General features: G+C 55.5%; 11 protein-coding genes. 7 read left to right on the forward strand and 4 right to left on the reverse strand.

The genetic code is table 11. The annotated features are described in order from the left end of the window. From H7F20_RS07390 to H7F20_RS07420, 7 genes are all read left to right on the forward strand, one after another. On the forward strand, positions 1-6559 hold a 6559-nt coding region (locus H7F20_RS07390), incomplete at its 5' end, for a hypothetical protein (protein WP_185785462.1). A 65-nt stretch (positions 6560-6624) separates the two neighbouring features. After that, positions 6625-8595, forward strand: a complete 1971-nt coding sequence (locus tag H7F20_RS07395) for a gliding motility-associated C-terminal domain-containing protein (protein WP_255444003.1) — start codon at positions 6625-6627, stop codon at positions 8593-8595. A 61-nt stretch (positions 8596-8656) separates the two neighbouring features. Next, the gene (locus H7F20_RS07400) at positions 8657-9559 is read left to right on the forward strand and encodes a type IX secretion system membrane protein PorP/SprF (RefSeq protein ID WP_185785854.1); all 903 of its coding nucleotides are present in this window, start codon (positions 8657-8659) and stop codon (positions 9557-9559) included. A 141-nt stretch (positions 9560-9700) separates the two neighbouring features. Further along, positions 9701-10231, forward strand: a complete 531-nt coding sequence (gene idi / locus H7F20_RS07405) for an isopentenyl-diphosphate Delta-isomerase (RefSeq protein WP_185785464.1) — start codon at positions 9701-9703, stop codon at positions 10229-10231. Beyond that, positions 10228-10635 carry a 6-carboxytetrahydropterin synthase gene (locus H7F20_RS07410; RefSeq protein WP_185785465.1) on the forward strand — a complete coding sequence of 136 codons (408 nt, stop codon included), beginning with the start codon at positions 10228-10230 and terminating at the stop codon, positions 10633-10635. The genes idi and H7F20_RS07410 overlap by 4 nt, the downstream gene beginning before the upstream one ends. Before the next feature lie 51 nt (positions 10636-10686). After that, on the forward strand, positions 10687-11646 hold the full coding sequence (locus tag H7F20_RS07415) for a type I phosphomannose isomerase catalytic subunit (protein ID WP_185785855.1): 960 nt from the start codon (positions 10687-10689) through the stop codon (positions 11644-11646). A gap of 55 nt (positions 11647-11701) precedes the next feature. Then, positions 11702-11971, forward strand: a complete 270-nt coding sequence (locus tag H7F20_RS07420; RefSeq protein ID WP_185785466.1) for a hypothetical protein — start codon at positions 11702-11704, stop codon at positions 11969-11971. Between the two features lie 88 nt (positions 11972-12059). Here H7F20_RS07420 and H7F20_RS07425 read toward each other — a convergent pair whose 3' ends face one another. The 4 genes from H7F20_RS07425 to H7F20_RS07440 all read right to left on the reverse strand — a co-directional run bounded on the left by H7F20_RS07425 (position 12060) and on the right by H7F20_RS07440 (position 18867). Then, a complete protein-coding gene (locus tag H7F20_RS07425; RefSeq protein ID WP_185785467.1) occupies positions 12060-12755 on the reverse strand; it encodes a DUF4369 domain-containing protein in 696 nt (231 codons plus the stop codon). A gap of 62 nt (positions 12756-12817) precedes the next feature. Further along, positions 12818-14086, reverse strand: coding sequence for a DUF819 domain-containing protein (locus H7F20_RS07430; protein WP_185785468.1), 1269 nt, complete (start codon positions 14084-14086; stop codon positions 12818-12820). Positions 14087-14251: 165 nt separating this feature from the next. Then, positions 14252-16459, reverse strand: coding sequence for a DUF5916 domain-containing protein (locus H7F20_RS07435; protein WP_185785469.1), 2208 nt, complete (start codon positions 16457-16459; stop codon positions 14252-14254). A 137-nt stretch (positions 16460-16596) separates the two neighbouring features. Further along, positions 16597-18867, reverse strand: a complete 2271-nt coding sequence (locus tag H7F20_RS07440; protein WP_370588488.1) for a transglycosylase domain-containing protein — start codon at positions 18865-18867, stop codon at positions 16597-16599. Positions 18868-18951: the final 84 nt, after the last annotated feature.

Raw genomic sequence — 18951 nt, forward strand, 5'->3', positions numbered from 1 at the left:
CACCCTTACGGACAACGGGGACGGCACCTTCACTTACACGGATGAGAACGGGGCCACCACGATCTTCGATGCGAAGATCGCCACGGTACTGGACAACGCCGACGGCACCTATACGCTTACGGATGACTTCGGCACCTCGGTGACCATCGACACGAACAACACGGTAACCACCCTGGTGGACAACGGGGATGGCAGTTTTACCTACACCTCGGAAGACGGCACGGTCACCACCTTTACGGAGACCACCAGCTCGCTGGCCGATAATGGGGACGGCACCTTCACCTACACGGATGAGAACGGGGCCACCACGATCTTCGATGCGAAGATCGCCACGGTACTGGACAACGCCGACGGCACCTATACGCTTACGGACGACTTCGGCACCTCGGTGACCATCGACACGAACAACACGGTAACCACCCTGGTGGACAACGGAGACGGGAGCTTTACCTACACCTCGGAGGATGGCACGGTCACCACCTTTACGGAGAATACCAGCTCGCTGGCCGATAATGGGGACGGCACCTTCACCTACACGGATGAGAACGGGGCCACCACGATCTTCGATGCGAAGATCGCCACGGTACTGGATAATGCAGACGGCACCTATACGCTTACGGACGATTTCGGCACCTCGGTGACCATCGACACGAACAACACGGTAACTACTCTTGTGGATAACGGGGATGGCAGCTTTACCTACACCTCGGAAGACGGCACGGTCACCACCTTTACGGAGACTACCAGTTCGCTGGTAGATGCCGGAGGGGGAACCTATTCTTATACAGATGAGGACGGGAACATCCAGCAGATATTTACGGAAGCCGCCAGCAACCCCTACGATAACAGTGGATCCGGACTTGCCGCGAACAACGTTCAGGATGCGATCGACGAGATCAATGCACTGGCAGGTACTGTAGCCCTTGCGGATAACGGTGATGGTACCTATACTTTTACAGATGCCGCCGGGAGTATCACTACCATCAGTGACACTTCCATTTCCACCCTGGTGGACAACGGGGATGCCACCTTTACCTATACGGATGAGGCCGGTACGCCCGTTACAATCAGCATGATCAGTTCGGATGCAAACAACGATATTGTCGTTGGTTCGGATGGTGGATTGTATCTAAATGTGGCTTCTGTTTCTATTGCCGAGACGGTTACCAACCTGACGGACAACAATGACGGATCCTTCACCTATGTCAATGAGAATGGGGTGTCCCAGACGGTCAGCAAGGCCGATGTGACTGACAATGGGAATGGCACTTATACCTTTACCAACAATGACGGCTCGGATGTAACGATCAATACGAATGGCATTGCCATCTCCAATACGGTTACGGGCAACCGTATTGCCACGGTAACCGATGCCGGTGGATCTTCGATAGATATCAATGAGACGGTGACCACCCTGGCAGACAATGGAAATGGCAGCTTTACCTATACATCAGAGGACGGCACGGTAACCACCTTTACGGAAACCGACGACCAGACTGCTACGGAAGTAACTATTGCGGATGCGGGGGGGAACTTTACCTCAGGCGATGTGGAAGGTGCCCTGGCCGAACTGGCCGCTGGTAGCACAGACGACCAGAACCTGACCGGTGCCAGCCTTACAGGCAACACCCTCCAAATCGATATCGAAGACGGCAGCTCTGCGAGTGTGGACCTTTCAGCCCTCGTAGACGATGCCGACGCGGACCCGACCAACGAATACAACACGGCCTTTGCGGTAAACGGGGCCAACCTGGAAATCACCGATGCGGGCAGCACGCTCTCCGTACCGTTAGCAAACCTGGGAAGCGATGACCAGATCCTCTCCACCAGCGGGGCAGCCGGAAATATCCAGATCGAGAACGGCAATACGCTCAACCTGAACGTCAATGACGCCGACGCAGACCCGACCAACGAGATCCAGGACATGAGCCTGACCGGCAACACGCTGAGCCTGACCGGGGATGCCACTACGGTAGACCTTTCCGGCTACCTGGACAACACGGACGATCAAACAGCCACGGAAGTAACCATTGCGGATGCCGGGGGGAACTTTACCTCAGGTGATGTGGAAGGTGCCCTGGCCGAACTGGCTGCGGGCAGCACGGACGACCAGAACCTGACGGGTGCGAGCCTAACGGGTAACACGCTTCAAATCGATATCGAAGGCGGCAGCTCTACAAGTGTGGACCTTACCGCTTTGGTGGATGACGCCGACGCGGACCCTACCAACGAATTGCAGACCCTGAGCCAGACGGGCACGGATGTGACCCTTTCCGACGGAGGAGGTACCATCTCAGTGGCGGATAACGACAATGACGCTACCAACGAAATCCAGAACCTCTCCGGGGTACTGACCCAGGGCAATGATGCAGGAGGCGCAGCGATTGCGAACCTTGCGGATCCCACGGCTGCCCAGGATGCGGCAACCAAGGCCTATGTGGATGCCATTGCCGATGATGATATAACAGGTGCAGCCCTGGACGGCAGCAATGTGCTGACCATCAGCGAAGGCACTACTGATGTAACAGTGGATCTGAGCTCCCTGGTAGATGACGCCGACGCGGACCCGACTAACGAATTTCAGACCCTGAGCCAGACGGGCACGGATGTGACCCTCTCCGACGGCGGGGGTACCATCTCAGTTGCGGATAACGACAATGACCCCTCAAATGAATACAACACGGGTGCAGCCATGAATGCCGGCTTGTTGGAAATAACTGATGCGGGGGGAACGCAATCCGCCAATTTGGTGAGTGCGGATGCAAATAATGATATTACTGCCGGTTCTGACGGAGCACTTTATTTGAATGTAGCCTCGGTAACCATATCAGAAACCGTCACTAACCTGACGGACAACAATGACGGATCCTTCACCTATGTCAATGAGAATGGGGTGTCCCAGACGGTCAGCAAGGCCGATGTCACAGACAACGGGAATGGTACCTATACTTTTACCAACAATGACGGCTCAGATGTAACGATCAATACGAATGGCATTGCCATCTCCAATACCGTTACGGGCAACCGCATTGCCACGGTAACCGATGCCGGTGGATCTTCGACAGATATCAATGAGACGGTGACCACCCTGGCAGACAATGGAAATGGCAGCTTTACCTATACATCAGAGGACGGCACGGTAACCACCTTTACGGAAACCGACGACCAGACTGCTACGGAAGTAACCATTGCGGATGCGGGGGGGAACTTTACCTCAGGTGATGTGGAAGGAGCCCTGGCCGAACTGGCTGCGGGCAGCACGGACGACCAGAACCTGACGGGTGCGAGCCTGACGGGTAATACCCTCCAAATCGATATCGAAGGCGGCAGCTCTGCGAGTTTGGACCTTACCGCTTTGGTAGATGACGCCGACGCGGATCCGACCAACGAGATCCAGACACTGACCTCCTCGGACGGTTCGATAACCCTGACCCCATCTGGTTCGGATTACGACCTGTCGGTAGCCGTGGCAGATGGATCTGAGACGGTAGTAAACGGAGGAGGCATCAATGTGGTCACGGGCAGTGGAACATCAGCCGATCCTTATGTGGTAACCGGTACTGAAGTGGATGGGGATGTAACCAACGAATTGCAGACCCTGAGCCAGACGGGCACGGATGTGACCCTCTCCGACGGAGGAGGCACCATTTCGGTGGCGGATAACGACAATGATTCGACCAACGAATACAACACGGCCTTTGCGGTAAACGGGGCCAACCTGGAAATCACCGATGCGGGCAGCACGCTCTCCGTACCGTTAGCAAACCTGGGAAGTGACGACCAGATCCTCTCCACCAGCGGGGCAGCCGGAAATATCCAGATAGAGAACGGCAATACGCTCAACCTGAACGTCAATGACGCCGACGCAGACCCGACCAATGAAATCCAGGACATGAGCCTTTCAGGCAACACATTGAGTCTGACCGGGGATGCCACTACGGTAGACCTCTCCGGCTACCTTGACAATACCGACGACCAGACTGCTACGGAAGTAACCATTGCGGATGCGGGGGGGAACTTTACCTCAGGTGATGTGGAAGGTGCCCTGGCCGAACTGGCCGCTGGTAGCACAGACGACCAGAACCTGACCGGTGCCAGCCTTACAGGCAACACCCTCCAAATCGATATCGAAGACGGCAGCTCTGCGAGTGTGGACCTTACCGCTTTGGTAGATGACGCAGACGCGGACCCGACCAACGAGATTCAGGCACTGACCTCCTCGGACGGTTCGGTAACTCTGACCCCATCCGGTTCGGATTACGACCTGTCGGTAGCCGTGGCAGATGGATCTGAGACGGTAGTAAACGGAGGAGGCATCAATGTGGTCACGGGCAGTGGAACATCAGCCGATCCTTATGTGGTAACCGGTACTGAAGTGGATGGGGATGTAACCAACGAATTGCAGACCCTGAGCCAGACGGGCACGGATGTGACCCTCTCCGATGGCGGAGGCACCATTTCGGTGGCGGATAACGACAACGATTCGACTAACGAGATCCAGGACATGAGCCTTTCAGGCAACACGCTGAGCCTGACCGGGGATGCCACTACGGTAGACCTTTCCGGCTACCTGGACAACACGGACGATCAGACTGCTACTGAAGTAACCATTGCGGATGCCGGGGGGAACTTTACCTCAGGCGATGTGGAAGGCGCCCTGGCCGAACTGGCCGCGGGTAGCACAGACGATCAGAACCTGACCGGCGCGAGCCTGACGGGTAACACGCTTCAAATCGATATCGAAGACGGCAGCTCTACGAGTGTGGACCTTACCGCTTTGGTAGATGACGCCGACGCGGACCCAACTAACGAATTACAGACCCTGAGCCAGACGGGCACGGATGTGACCCTCTCCGATGGCGGAGGCACCATTTCGGTGGCGGATAACGACAATGATTCGACCAACGAATACAACACGGCCTTTGCGGTAAACGGGGCCAACCTGGAAATCACCGATGCGGGCAGCACGCTCTCTGTACCGTTAGCAAACATGGGAAGCGATGACCAGATCCTCTCCACCAGCGGGGCAGCCGGAAATATCCAGATAGAGAACGGCAATACGCTCAACCTGAACGTCAATGACGCCGACGCCGACCCGACCAATGAAATCCAGGACATGAGCCTGACCGGCAACACGCTGAGCCTGACCGGGGATGCCACTACGGTAGACCTCTCCGGCTACCTGGACAACACGGACGACCAGACAGCCACGGAAGTAACCATTGCGGATGCCGGGGGGAACTTTACCTCAGGCGATGTGGAAGGTGCCCTGGCCGAACTGGCCGCGGGTAGCACAGACGATCAGAACCTGACCGGCGCGAGCCTGACGGGCAACACCCTCCAAATCGATATCGAAGGCGGCAGCTCTACGAGTGTGGATCTTACTGCTTTGGTGGATGACGCCGACGCGGACCCTACCAACGAATTGCAGACCCTGAGCCAGACGGGCACGGATGTGACCCTCTCCGATGGCGGAGGCACCATTTCGGTGGCAGATAACGACAACGACGCTACCAACGAATACAACACGACCTTTGCGGTAAACGGGGCCAACCTGGAAATCACCGATGCGGGCAGCACGCTCTCCGTACCGTTAGCAAACCTGGGCAGTGACGACCAGATCCTCTCCACCAGCGGAGCAGCCGGAAATATCCAGATCGAGAACGGCAATACGCTCAACCTGAACGTCGATGACGCAGACGCGGATCCGACCAATGAAATCCAGGACATGAGCCTGACCGGCAACACGCTGAGCCTGACCGGGGATGCCACTACGGTAGACCTCTCCGGCTACCTTGACAATACCGACGACCAGACTGCTACGGAAGTAACCATTGCGGATGCGGGGGGGAACTTTACCTCGGGCGATGTGGAAGGAGCCCTGGCCGAACTGGCTGCGGGCAGCACGGACGACCAGAACCTGACGGGTGCGAGCCTGACGGGCAATACGCTCCAAATCGATATCGAAGACGGCAGCTCTGCGAGTGTGGACCTTACCGCTTTGGTAGACGATGCCGACGCAGACCCGACCAACGAATACAACACGACCTTTGCGGTAAACGGGGCCAACCTGGAAATTACCGATGCGGGGAGCACGCTCTCCGTGCCATTATCCAGCCTGGGCAGTGACGATCAATATGACGATGAGGTCCTCCTAAGGACACCCATTGATGTGGACGAAGGAGGTGAAACCTCCCCGACCAGCGAAACCAATGTACAGGAAGTGATCAATGCGATAGCCCCGATCACCTCGAAAGCAGCCAGGATTTTCTATCCGCCATCCATTGCGATCGACGCATCGGCAAATGGCACGGGCTTGACGGAAAATCTTTATGCCCAATACATCGCTCAATTCGGGACACCGGCCGTTGCAAGTGCCGGGGCACCCGCCGCATTGCCTACCTATGCCGCCAGTGAACTATACTATTATGTCACCTATGCAGACCCGACCGTATTTGCGAATATGAGCATCGATGCGAATGGGGTGCTCACCTACGACATTATCGGGCAGCCTGCGGATTACAATGCGCTGATCAACGTGGTTTTTGTAGTTAAGTAACCCTTACAACCCATCCATAATTCTTGAAATCCAAGCAGCTTCATACCGCATTAAGAACAGGGATTTTGTTCCTTTTCCTGGGAATTTTCCAGGCTCAGGGGCAATTCCTGCTTCAGGCACCCAGCGCAGGGGATGAATCGAACTATCGTTGGTACGAGGCCTCGGATATGGGAACGGTACTGGGGACAGACTTCTTCTACGAGGCCACCCAACCTGGAATCTATTTTGCGACCTATGACGGGACACTCTGTGGCTCGAATGCCACAGGATATTTCATTTTGACGGATTGCAGCAGCCCCGACAACGAGGTAACCCTGGATATTTCCGCCAATGTGAACGGCGGCGCCAGTGTATCCTGGAATCCGGCGGTAGGAGGGGATCCCTTGCGCCCGGTGGTGATCGCAGACCAGAATGTTACTACGTATACCGCCTCGGTTATCAAGGCAGGTGTGAGTATGCCCCTCCCGTCATTTACAATTGTATGTATGCAGCAGGCCGCGATCCTGGTGGATGATGCCGCAGTCACGGACGAAGATATTGCAGTGGTAATCCCCATTTACAACAACGACAGCAACCTTCCGGTCAGCGGCTCACTTACCGCCACCAATCCAGCGGGTGGTGCCGTAATCATCAACCAGAATGGCACGCCCAACGACCCGACGGATGATACGCTTACATATACGCCCGACCCTGATTTTAATGGGATGGATTCCTTTGATTATACCGTTTGCAACACATCCGGCGATTGCAGTACGGCCACGGTTACGGTAACGGTAAACCCGATTGTGGACGCCATCGATGACGCAATGGCCACTACGGAAAATACACCCGTACAGTGGGATGTAATGAGCAATGACAATGACCTGCCCGCATCGGGCACGGTGACTTCGACGGCCCCGACCAATGGCACGGTCGTTTGGGATGACGGGGGAACACCCGGCGATCCCCGCAACTATATACCGACCTATACACCCGATTTCGGCTTTGTGGGTTCCGATGCCTTTACCTATACCGTCTGTGACGATCTGGGCAACTGCAGTACGGCAACCGTAACAGTAATCGTAAACCCCGGTGGATTGGATATTGATACAGACGACGATGGGATTGTGGACAGCTTTGAGGACCTGGATCCGGACGGTGACGGAAATCCAGCTACCAATCCCACGGATACCGATGGGGACGGGATCCCGGACTACAGGGATATCGACAGTGATGACGATGGGATACCGGATAACGTGGAAGGGCAATCCACCGCCGGATACATACCGCCGGGGGGAACGGACGCCAACATGAACGGCCTGGATGATGCCTATGAAAATGGCGGCGCGGTCGGTATTGTTCCTGAAGACACGGATGGGGATGGAATTCCCGATTACGTGGACAGCGATAGCGATAACGACGGGGTTCCGGATAGCATAGAGGCCAATGACACGGATATGGATGGCATTGCGGAGAATGTGATCGTGGGGTCGGACAAGGATGGCGATGGCCTGGATGACGGATTCGAGGGTACAACGGCCATCGACACAGATGTAAATGACGAAAAGGACGATCCCATCAATGACCTCCCGGATACAGATTCCGATGGGGAACTCGACTACAGGGATACGGATGACGATAACGACCAAATTCCGACTGCCGGAGAAGACGCGAACAATGACGGGCTCTTCTACAATGACGACATAGATGGGGATGGCATCCCGGATTACCTGGAACCGAACAGTTCGGCAGAAGACCTGGAAATATACAATGTGGTTACGCCCAATGGGGACGGTGCGCACGACTACCTGAGCATTGCAGGCATCCAGGATTTCCCGAACAACACCATCCGCATTTACAACCGATGGGGGGTACTGGTGTTCACCACTCGTGCTTACGATACCCAGGGCAACGTATTCGATGGAACTTCCCAGGGGCGGGCAACCGTTGCCCAGGACAATAAACTTCCGGTCGGGACCTATTTCTATATCCTGGATTTCGAAGATGAGAATGGCATTATGCGCACACGAACCGGATACCTGTACCTAAACCGATAAAAGCATGGGACTGCATATGATTTTTGAACCACCTGGCAAATTTCTGAAAGTCTTCCTTTCAATGGGATTGCTATGCTTTTTTTCCGGGGTTTTCGGACAACAGGATGCGCAGTATACCCAGTACATGTACAACACGGTTTCGATCAACCCCGGGTATGCCGGGTCGCGGGGAAACCTCAGCATTGCTGCACTCTACCGCTCCCAGTGGGTGGGCCTCGACGGGGCCCCAAAAACTCAGACATTCAACCTCCATTCCCCTGTTGGATACCGAGGGGTGGGCCTGGGGCTTTCCATCGTCAACGACCAGATCGGACCGACTTCGGAAACCTATTTTGACGGGGATTTTTCCTATACGCTTCAGGTAGGGCCCGAGCAGCGATTGAGCTTTGGGCTCAAGGGAAGCGTCCATTTACTGGATATCCGGTTTTCCGAGCTCAATACGGATCCGAATTTCCCGGATGCCCAGTTGCAATCCGACATCCAGAACCGCCTTTCTCCGAATGTGGGGGCAGGGGTTTATTACCATACCGAGCATTTCTATGCGGGCCTCTCTGTACCCAGGTTTCTGCAGACCAGCCATTTTGACCAGTCCTCCCTTTCCACAGCCCGGGAGCAGTTGAATTTCTACTTTATCACGGGTTATGTCTGGGATTTTGACCCGCTGTGGAAATTCAAGCCAAGCCTGCTGACCAAGGCCACGCTGGGAGCGCCTGTACAGGTGGATGTTTCTGCCAACTTCATGTATAATGAAACCTTTATTTTCGGGGCAGCATACCGCTGGGATGCGGCTTTCAGCGGAATGGTCGGGTTTAATATATCCCGCTCCTTCATGGTGGGCCTTGCCTATGACCGGGAGATCACGGAGCTCGGAAGTGCGGCCTTTAACGACGGTTCCTTTGAGGTGATCCTCAGGTACGATTTTCTTCGGATGGTTGGCAATATCAAATCGCCCAGGTTCTTCTGAGTTTCCTGCAAGGATGCGTACTGCTTGCGGTTTGCAGCAGTGGGGGCTACCTTGATTTTGGGTGGGAGGGGAGGCCCATTCCCCACATTTTATGAACCTCTTAACCCAAAAATACCCCAAAGGCCGTATTTTTGGGGCGTTATGGAAGAAGAAGTCATACTGGTAAATGAACAGGACGAAGTCCTCGGCACCATGCCCAAAATGGAGGCGCACGAAAAGGCCCGGCTGCACCGGGCATTTTCCGTTTTTATACTCAATGAAAAAGGGGAGACCATGCTGCAGCAGCGGGCTGCCCACAAGTACCACTCCCCCTTGCTGTGGACCAACACCTGTTGCAGCCACCAGCGGGTTGGGGAAACCAATATCGGGGCTGGCAAGCGCCGGCTGATGGAGGAGATGGGTTTCAAGACCGACCTGCAGGACCTGTTTTCCTTTATCTACAAGGCCCCTTTTGACAATGGGCTCACCGAGCACGAACTCGACCATGTGCTCCTTGGTTATTTCGATGGGGAACCCCAACTCAATCCGGATGAGGTCGCTGCCTGGAAATGGATGAGGCTGGAGGATATCCGGGAAGACATGAGGACCCACCCGGACCGCTATACGGCCTGGTTCCGGATCATTTTTGACCGGTTCTATGCGTATATCACCGCAAATAATCTGATCAAATGAAAGTAAAAGTAAGCCGCAAGGCCCATTTCAATGCAGCCCATCGGCTATACCGGCCTGACTGGGATGACGCGCGCAACCGGGAAGTATTCGGAAAATGCAGCAACCCTCTGTTTCACGGGCATAATTACGAACTGGTGGTGAGCGTTACCGGGCCCATCGATCCCGAGACGGGCTTTGTGGTGGACATGAGCGTCCTGAAAACACTCATCCGCAACGAAGTGGAGGAGGCCCTGGACCATAAAAACCTGAATGAGGAAGTCCCGGAATTCCGGGACCTGAATCCCACGGCAGAGAATATTGCCGTCGTGATCTGGAACAAACTCCGCCCGCACCTGAAACCTGCCTGCGACCTGGAGGTTACTTTGTACGAAACCCCCCGTAATTTTGTAACCTTCGGCGGATAAATCCGCGAAACCGTATCTTTTGGCAGGACTTCTAATAAGAAACCAATGGAAATCTATCCCCTGAAATTCAGACCGATCTTCAAGGAGCGCCTGTGGGGTGGCACCAAATTGCAAACGGTCCTTAAAAAAGGGGTAAGCGGGGACCGCGTGGGTGAAAGCTGGGAAATTTCCGGCGTACCCGGGGATGGTACTGTGCTCAGCAATGGCCCTTACGCCGGGAAGAGCCTGCCGGAACTTATCGAAATGGACCCTGAAGGACTGCTGGGAAGCCGTGTACTGGATCGTTTCGGACGGGAATTCCCAATCCTTATCAAATTTATCGATGCCCGCCTGGACCTTTCCATACAACTTCACCCGGGAGATACGCTCGCCCGAAAACGCCATAACAGTTTCGGCAAAACCGAGATGTGGTATATCATGGATGCGGACCCCGGAGCCCAGCTGATCATTGGCTTTAAAGAGGACGTGTCCCGGGAGGCCTACCAGGAAGCGCTCGATGCAGGGAAACTTCCGCAGCTGTTGCATTACCAGAACGTTTCTCCCGGGGACGCGTATTTCATCAACAGCGGTAAAATCCATGCAATCGGCGGGGGCATCCTGCTGGCGGAGATCCAGCAGAGTTCCGACGTCACCTACCGGGTGTACGATTTCAACCGGCGGGACGAAGACGGGAACCTTCGTGAACTGCATACGGAACTGGCACTGGATGCCATCGATTACGAGCGTCGGGAGGATTTTATCCTGGATTACAGTGCGGAACCCAATAAAGTCAACGAGGTGGCCAGCAGCCCGTATTTTACTACCCGCTACCTCAAGCTGGACCGGGACATGGAACGCAGTTTCAACGGGGATGCCTTCACCATCTACCTGTGCACTTCAGGGGAAGCTACCCTGACGGCGGGGGATACGGCAGTTTATTTCCGGGCCGGGGAGACCCTGATGCTCCCTGCTGCATGCAGGCATCTGCACCTCGCCACCCGGAAGTGTGAATTACTGGAGGTAACCGTCTGAAAAAGATACGTACCGGTTCGGGCGGAAGTTGTATTTTTGGCATAAATCTAGCACCATGGCAACCATCCGGGATCTCAAGAAAGATATCAACAGCGTTTTGGGCGGCATTATCGAGGCGGTCTATATCGCCGAGCAGAGCAGTAACCAGGAAGGCTCAAAAGAAGGGTCCGAAATTATCGACAAGGCAATCGACACCTTTGATTCACTGATTGCAGAAGTCAACAAAAAGGACGTAGAAGACCGGAAAAAACACCTGAAAGGCGTTCGCCAAACCCTGGAAAAGGAGGCCACCCAACTGGTGGACCGTGTCAACAAACTCGCCTGATCCGATTTTTTTTTTTGCAAAGGGCGGTAAACCGGGCAGGGGATTTCAGGATCCATCAGGAAAGAGGGTCGCATGGACCTTTTGCGTTCTATTCTTCCAGTAATTCCTTTAACTGCTTTCCGTATTTGGAGGCCGCTATGTCCGGCGGGAGTGCCTGGTAGATGGAATCCAGGTATTTCGGGTTCGCATCCGAAACCTCGGTAATCGCTACAAAGGGGGCCAGGTAAGAATCCGTGTTGTTCATCGCAAAATTCAGCGCATACAGGTAGGACCGGAGCGTCAACCGCTCCCCTGCGCGATCCAGTGAATCCAGGGCCGCGCTGTCGGCAGGGCGTTGCAATTCCCCCATGGCTCTTGCCAGTTCCAATTGCTGTACGTGGTACCGGGACTGCACTTTGCGGTATTCGGCAAATTTCTCATTGGCAGCCGACCCCGTAATATTTGCAGCCGTTTCGAATTCATCCCAACGCGTATCGATGCGTATAGTGCCGGGTTCTGCAAAAAAGATGATCCGGTCATTCAACTGGTTGTTGTCTGCCTTATCCAGGTAGAGGTAATAGATGTCGGCACCGTCAACCGGGCTGCTCAGCCGGAATTCTCCGGTCCCGCTGACCAAAATGGAATCCAGGTTCACCAGGGTGGTATCTGCAACCTGCTGCAGGTAAAGCGTCCCTTTTTTCAGCCCTCTCACATTCCCCTCCACAATGAGCTCATCTGAAGCCCTGTCAGGTCCGCAGGCTACAAGCAACAGGCCCGCTGCCGCGATCAGAATCCGTTTTTTCATCCTTGAATATTAGCGCGGCAAAGATGCCATTTTTTTTCCAATCCCGGAAGGCCGGTTAAGTACTATCCGGCGGCCGGGGCAACAACCTCCATCAGGTAGGCGCATGCGAGTGCCCCGCCGGTCCCCACCACATAACCCAGTACGGCGAGCAATACGCCCACCGAGCTCAGGGAGGGATGGAATTCTGCTGCCACAACCGGGGCAGAGGCCGCGCCTCCTACATTGGCCTGGCTCCCCACGGCCAGGAAAAAGAACGGGGCACGGATCAGTTTGGCCACCAGGATCAGCAACCCGGCGTGGAAACCGATCCAGATCAGCCCCAGCAGCAGCAACCCCGGGTTTTCCAGGATCCGGCTCAGGTCCATCTGCATGCCAATGGTCGCCACCAGGATATAGATGAAGACACCACCAATTTTACTGGCACCCGCCCCTTCGTAATTCCGGGCCGGCGTAAAGGAGAGGGCAATCCCGAACAGGGTTGCCAAAACAATCATCCAGAAGAACTCCCCGCTCAGGAACGATAAGAAGCTTTTGGGGTCGCTAACCAGCCGGGACCCTTCGCTGAGGGCCGCACTCAGGTAACCCCCCGCCCAGTGGGCCAGACCAACCGCAGCAAATGCCAGGAAAAGCAGAACCATATAATCATTCAGGGTGGGTACCCGGGTGATCCGCTCAGAAAACTCCGTCACCTTTTTTTTCAACACCTCAATGGAGGAGGCATCCGCCTTGAGCCACCGGTCAATCCGCCGGGTCTTGCCCACGCCCAGCAGCAGGATGGCCATCCAGAGGTTGGCCACCAGGATATCCACCAGCACCATTTCCCCGAACCGATCCGGGTTGAAGCGAAATATTTCGAGCATGGCGGCCTGGTTGGCCCCGCCACCGATCCAGCTGCCGGCAATGGTCGCCAGGCCCCGCCAGACGGCATCAAAACCGACCCCGCCAACCGTCTCCGGCGAGATGGCAGAAACCAGGAGGATGGCCAGCGGCCCCCCCAGGACAATCCCCACCGTACCGGTCAGGAACATGATCAGCGCTTTGGACCCGAGGTTACGGATCGCCTTCAGGTCGATACTGAGGGTCATCAGGACCAGAGCGGCCGGCAACAGGTACCTGCTCGCCATGAAATACAGTCGGGAAGTATCCCCCGATATGATCCCCAGACTCGAAAAAACAGCTGGAAGCATATAACAAAGCAGGATGGCCGGGACAATGTTGTAGAATTTCCCCCAGAATCCCTTACCGATCCCCGAGGTATAGAAAACAAAGCCCAGGCAACAGGCAAGCAGGCCAAAGACAATCGCGTCGTTGGTAATAAGTGGTTCGTCCATGGTTGGCAGTTTCAGTACGGGCGAAAAGATACTCGTTTTTTGGCAGAGCCAACGGTGGTTTGTCGGGTCATCGGCCGATCCCGCGCCAGGAAGTCAGATGCCCGGCCAGCTATTCGGCTGGCAGGTCAGCTGTTCAGCCAGAAATTCAGACGTTGCGCTAGCAGGTCAGATGTTGAGCCAGTAGGTCAGTTTCAGGTTGATGGTCCGGAAGCGGGGGCTGAACCGGCTCACGTAGTAGTTGTCCGTGTAGACCAGGAACAGGTCGGAAAGGGGGGCAAAACGCCATTGAAGCCGGGCGTTCACCCCAAAATTATCCCGCTGGTTGCTGTACTGCACCAGGGTCGACAGGAAGAGCGACTTGGAAAAAGTGAGCTCTATCTTCGGGGCGACCAGCCAGATATCCGCACTGGGGTAGGGGTCCGGCAGCGAAATCCGGTCGTAGTTCAACTGCATGGAAATAAATGCCTTGGGCTGGATCCGGAGGGTTGTGCTTCCTTCCACCGAAAACCGCTCCCCGTTGAAAAAGTCCCCGTAGGTGGTTTGCACCCGGTAGGCAAAAATGCGCCGCTGGTCCGAACTGTACTGCATGTCCAGGCTGTTGTAGTAGTATTCGGAATCCGCGGGAAGTTCCAGGGCCCCGTCCGTCCCGGTGGGGTCGAAGGAGTCGAACAAATAGGTGTAATCATTGGTCCACTGGATTTGCATTTGCTGCTGGTTCCGGAAGCGCGCCTCCCACCGCGTCCGGATGGTGTAATCCGTATTCTGCATATCCGCGCTGGGCCTCCAGGTATATACGGGGATAATGGAAAAACTGTGGTTGTTGATAAACCCGCTCTGCGGCCAGAATACCCTTTCGATATTGCCGACTCCCTTAAAGATGTCGGTTCTCCGGACAAACCCCAGGTCGGAATCGAAATTCTCACCCAGGTAAACCCATTTGGTAAAGCCATTCCAGTTCCGGGAATTAAACCGCATGCTGGCACCTGCAGACCAGTCGTTATCGTTGACCCCCTCGTTGAAGGATTTGTGGATGTAGTATTTCCCGCTCCAGACGTTGTCCGCGGAAATCAGGTTGTAATCGATGCCCGCCACCCGGTTGTAGCGGTTTTCCGGGGTGATAAAGTCTTCGTTGCCGAACGATTGCCTGTTGATTATGAACATACCGATATTCGAACGGGAAAATACCAGGTGTTGCAACGCCAGCATGCTGTTGTTGTTCGACGCGATTTCGTTCGCGACGTCTGCTTCTGTCTGAATACTGAAAAAGCCCAGCCGCAGTTTCTGGTTGAGCTTACCACTCAGGCGCACCCCGCCCAGGATGCTATTTTCAATAGTATTCCCCGCCGTATCCTGGGCGATTCCAATACGCCTGGAAAAGAAGGGGTTGGCATCCCTGTCATCCCCGAAACCTGCAAAGAGGTCATTGTTGTCGATGAAAAATTGGCGTTTTTCCGGTAAGGAGACTTCAAAACGGGTCAGGTTGGTCACCTGGTCGTCCACTTCCACCTGGGAAAAATCCGGGTTTGCCGTGATGTCCAGGTTCATGCTGTTGCCAATGGAGACCTTGACATCCCCGCCAAACTTTACAGAGGACTCCGCCTGGTCCGCTTCCCGGTCGCTGAACCAGCCAGTATTTACATAAGGGATCAGGGCCATGGGCGTCCTCGACCGCCCCAGGGGCTTTTCAAAGACCATCTCGCCCATAAAGGTGAGCCCGTAGATATTCTGGTTCTGGGGGATACGTGCCCAGGTACTGCTTTCGTTGGACTGGGTGTCGAACCGGTAACTGTTGAACCTCCAGCGGGTTTCCCCTTCCCGGAATTTAAAGGAGGTCAGCGGGATGATCAATTCCGAGGTATAGTGGTTCTCATAAATCTGGGATTCCCCCCGCCATTTCACATCCCAGGAAATGGTAAATCCCGACAGGTCCAGCCCGCCCCCCGAAACCAGGCCTTCCCGGCGTACCCCGTAGGGATTCGTCCCGAACAGGAAGGCATTGTTGCCGTCGTTGAAAGTATCGAACAACAGGGTAATATTGTCCGAATTCCCGGCACGAAAGTCACGCTGCAGCGACTGGATGGCATAATTCCGCCCCGCTGCCTGCACCGAAATACCGATGTACAGGTTTTCATCGTCAAACAGCATTTTGATCCGGGATTGCTGTTTGGCCTGGACACTGTCCACCGGGAAGTATTGCCAGAAATTTTCGGCACTTTCCGCTTCCTGCCAGAAGGATTCCTTCAACACCCCGTCCAGGGTGATTTCCTTGGCGAGGTCGGGGATATATTTGACGGTAATGGTTTTGTGGGACTGGTCCTGGGAACGGATACTGAGGGCGCACAGCAGACAGGTTGCCAGGAGGGGGAATCTCATAATTGGAAGGGTTGTCGGTCAGTGGACTTCAAAAGTAAAAAGTATTGGACGGATATCGTGTACTGTTAACACTATATTATATTTTTTCCCGGGAAGTCCTGCAATTTACGCGTCGGGCCATGCCGGGGCGACCATCCTCAGTCCCCGGAGCGATCCCGGAACTTCCGCGTTTTGGCCTTGTCCGGGTTGGAAAACAACCGCTTGAAAAAACCATCCCGTTTTACCGGCGGGCAATCCAACAGGTTCGCGATATCAGGGCCAGGCTCCGGGAAGCTTCCCCCAGTCCATTTCCGGAGACCGGCATCCCGGCTTAATCCCTGATACCACAGGGCAAAAAGCGGCAGGGCGGCGTTGGCCCCCTGGCCGATCCGCGTATTGGGAAAGCCGATTTCATGCGATTCCAACCCTACCCAGCTCACATGCACCAGCCGGGGGGTAAGGGCCACAAACCAGGCGTCCTTATTGTTCTGGGTGGTACCCGTCTTCCCGGCTATATCGCCTTTGAGGCCATAGGTGCCACGGATACGGGAAGCCGTACCGCCTTCCACCACCGAGCGGAGCATTTGCAGCATCAATTGGCGGGTGCGCTCGCTATAGGCCGGTGCCGCTACAGTTTCTTCCTCATGCCGGTAGATTTCATTCCCGTCCCGGTCCGTGATGCGACGGATCAGGTAGGGGGTTACCGGTTTGGCATCGTTGATATAGCTGGCATACGCCCCGGCCATCTCCGGGATGCCGATGGATCCCGTCCCCAATGCAAGGGAGGGCGTTTCCGGCAACGGTGCCCCGATCCCCATGGCCTTCGCCTGGGAAAGGACCCGGGGGATCCCAGTTTCTTCAAGGACTTTTACCGCCACGGTATTCACGGAGTTGCGCAGTGCCTCCTGCATGGAATAGTTCAGGTAGTCCTCTTCCTTATCCCCCGAATTGGAGGGCGTCCAGTCCTCCAGGTTCTCGTACCGCACCTCCCGTGCCGAGAAATAGTCGCAAGGGTCCAGGCCTTTTTCCAGGGCTGCCGTGTAGACCACCGGTTTGAAAGTCGACCCGACTTGTCGGCGGCTTTGGGAGATATGGTCGTATTTGAAATGTTTGAAGTCCACACCGCCCACCCAGCTGAGTACGGCCCCAGTCCGGGGATCGATGGCGAGTGAGCCGGTGTTCAGGAACCGGGCATAGTGCAGCAGGCTGTCTACCGTACTGGCCCGGACTTCTTTTTCGCCCTCCCAGTCTGCCAGCACCATGGGACGCGCCTTCCCCAGGGAATCCATAATGGCGGCGTGTTCCAGGCCGGAGGCGGCCAGTTTCTTGTAGGGGGGTGAACTGCGGATATAGCGGTCGATAAACCGATCGTCGGTTTTCCAGGGAGCCCGGTTGCCAAAGGCCTTTTCAAAATCGGCCTGCAGGCGTTTCATGTGCTGCTGCATGGTGCGCTCCGCCACCTGCTGCATCCCCCGCTCCAGGGTGGTGTAAATCTTCAGCCCGGAGGTGTAGAGGTTGAGCATGGAATCCGTCCCAGCCCGGTCGCCAAGCCAGCTGGAGACTTTCCTCCGGACCGCCTCGCGAAAATAGGCGGCCAGGCCTTCATTGGCCGTATAGGGCCTGTAATCGAGGACCAGCGGGAGGGACTGCAGGCTGTCGGCCACCCCGTCTTCCAGGTAGCCGTTCCGCGCCATGGCGCCCAGCACCAGGTTCCTGCGCTCCAGGCTCCGGTCTGGAAAAAGGCGGGGGTTATAGGAGTGGGTTGCCTTGAGCATCCCGATCAGGGCCGCGGCCTGCTCGGGTTTCAGGTCCCGGGTCTTTACATTAAAGAATTTTCGAGCGGCACTTTCGATCCCGAAACTGTTATCCCCAAAGGAAACGGTGTTGAGGTAAAGCCGGAGGATCTCTTTTTTTTCGTGCAGGCGTTCCAGCCGCCGGGCGATAAACATCTCCCGGACTTTGTCTGCTGCCAGTCCTACGGTGCCACTGCCCGTGCGCGGGTAGAGGTTCTTGGCCAATTGCTGGCTCAGGGTACTCCCACCCCCGGCGCTGCTTTCGCCCAGCAGCAGCGTTTTGAAGAAGACCCGCATCAGGCTCTGGTAGTCGATGCCGGAATGCCGGTAAAACCGTTCATCCTCGATGGCGACCAGGGCATCGAGCACGTGTCCCGGGATCTCTTCCATCCCAATGGGCTGTCGGTCTGCCAGGTAGTACTTGCCAATCAGTACGCTGTCCGCGGAATACACCTCCGATGCCCGGTCCTGGCGGATTTCACGGAGTTCGGAATACCCGGGGATCCGCCCCCACAACCCGAAATAAACCGTCCCCACGAAAAGTACGGCAAGGGCGGTCCCGGATAACAGGGCTGCCAGGAGGTAACGGAACCAGGCCGGGCGGATGGAGCGGAAGGCGTTGAAGAAACTTTTCACATTGCGAAGTTCAGATAATCCGGAGGATTGAGTGGGCAAATTAACAATTCCTTAATTCCCGAATCCCTACTTTTGAAACCAATT

Source organism: Robiginitalea sp. SC105, assembly GCF_014243345.1.
Classification (GTDB): domain Bacteria; phylum Bacteroidota; class Bacteroidia; order Flavobacteriales; family Flavobacteriaceae; genus Robiginitalea.

Coding starts and splice junctions, on each gene's coding strand:
- H7F20_RS07400 (WP_185785854.1), top strand. CDS start 8,657: ATGGGATTGCTATGCTTTTTTTCCGGGGTTTTCGGACAACAGGATGCG.
- idi (WP_185785464.1), top strand. CDS start 9,701: ATGGAAGAAGAAGTCATACTGGTAAATGAACAGGACGAAGTCCTCGGC.
- H7F20_RS07410 (WP_185785465.1), top strand. CDS start 10,228: ATGAAAGTAAAAGTAAGCCGCAAGGCCCATTTCAATGCAGCCCATCGG.
- H7F20_RS07420 (WP_185785466.1), top strand. CDS start 11,702: ATGGCAACCATCCGGGATCTCAAGAAAGATATCAACAGCGTTTTGGGC.
- H7F20_RS07425 (WP_185785467.1), bottom strand. CDS start 12,755: ATGAAAAAACGGATTCTGATCGCGGCAGCGGGCCTGTTGCTTGTAGCC.
- H7F20_RS07430 (WP_185785468.1), bottom strand. CDS start 14,086: ATGGACGAACCACTTATTACCAACGACGCGATTGTCTTTGGCCTGCTT.
- H7F20_RS07435 (WP_185785469.1), bottom strand. CDS start 16,459: ATGAGATTCCCCCTCCTGGCAACCTGTCTGCTGTGCGCCCTCAGTATC.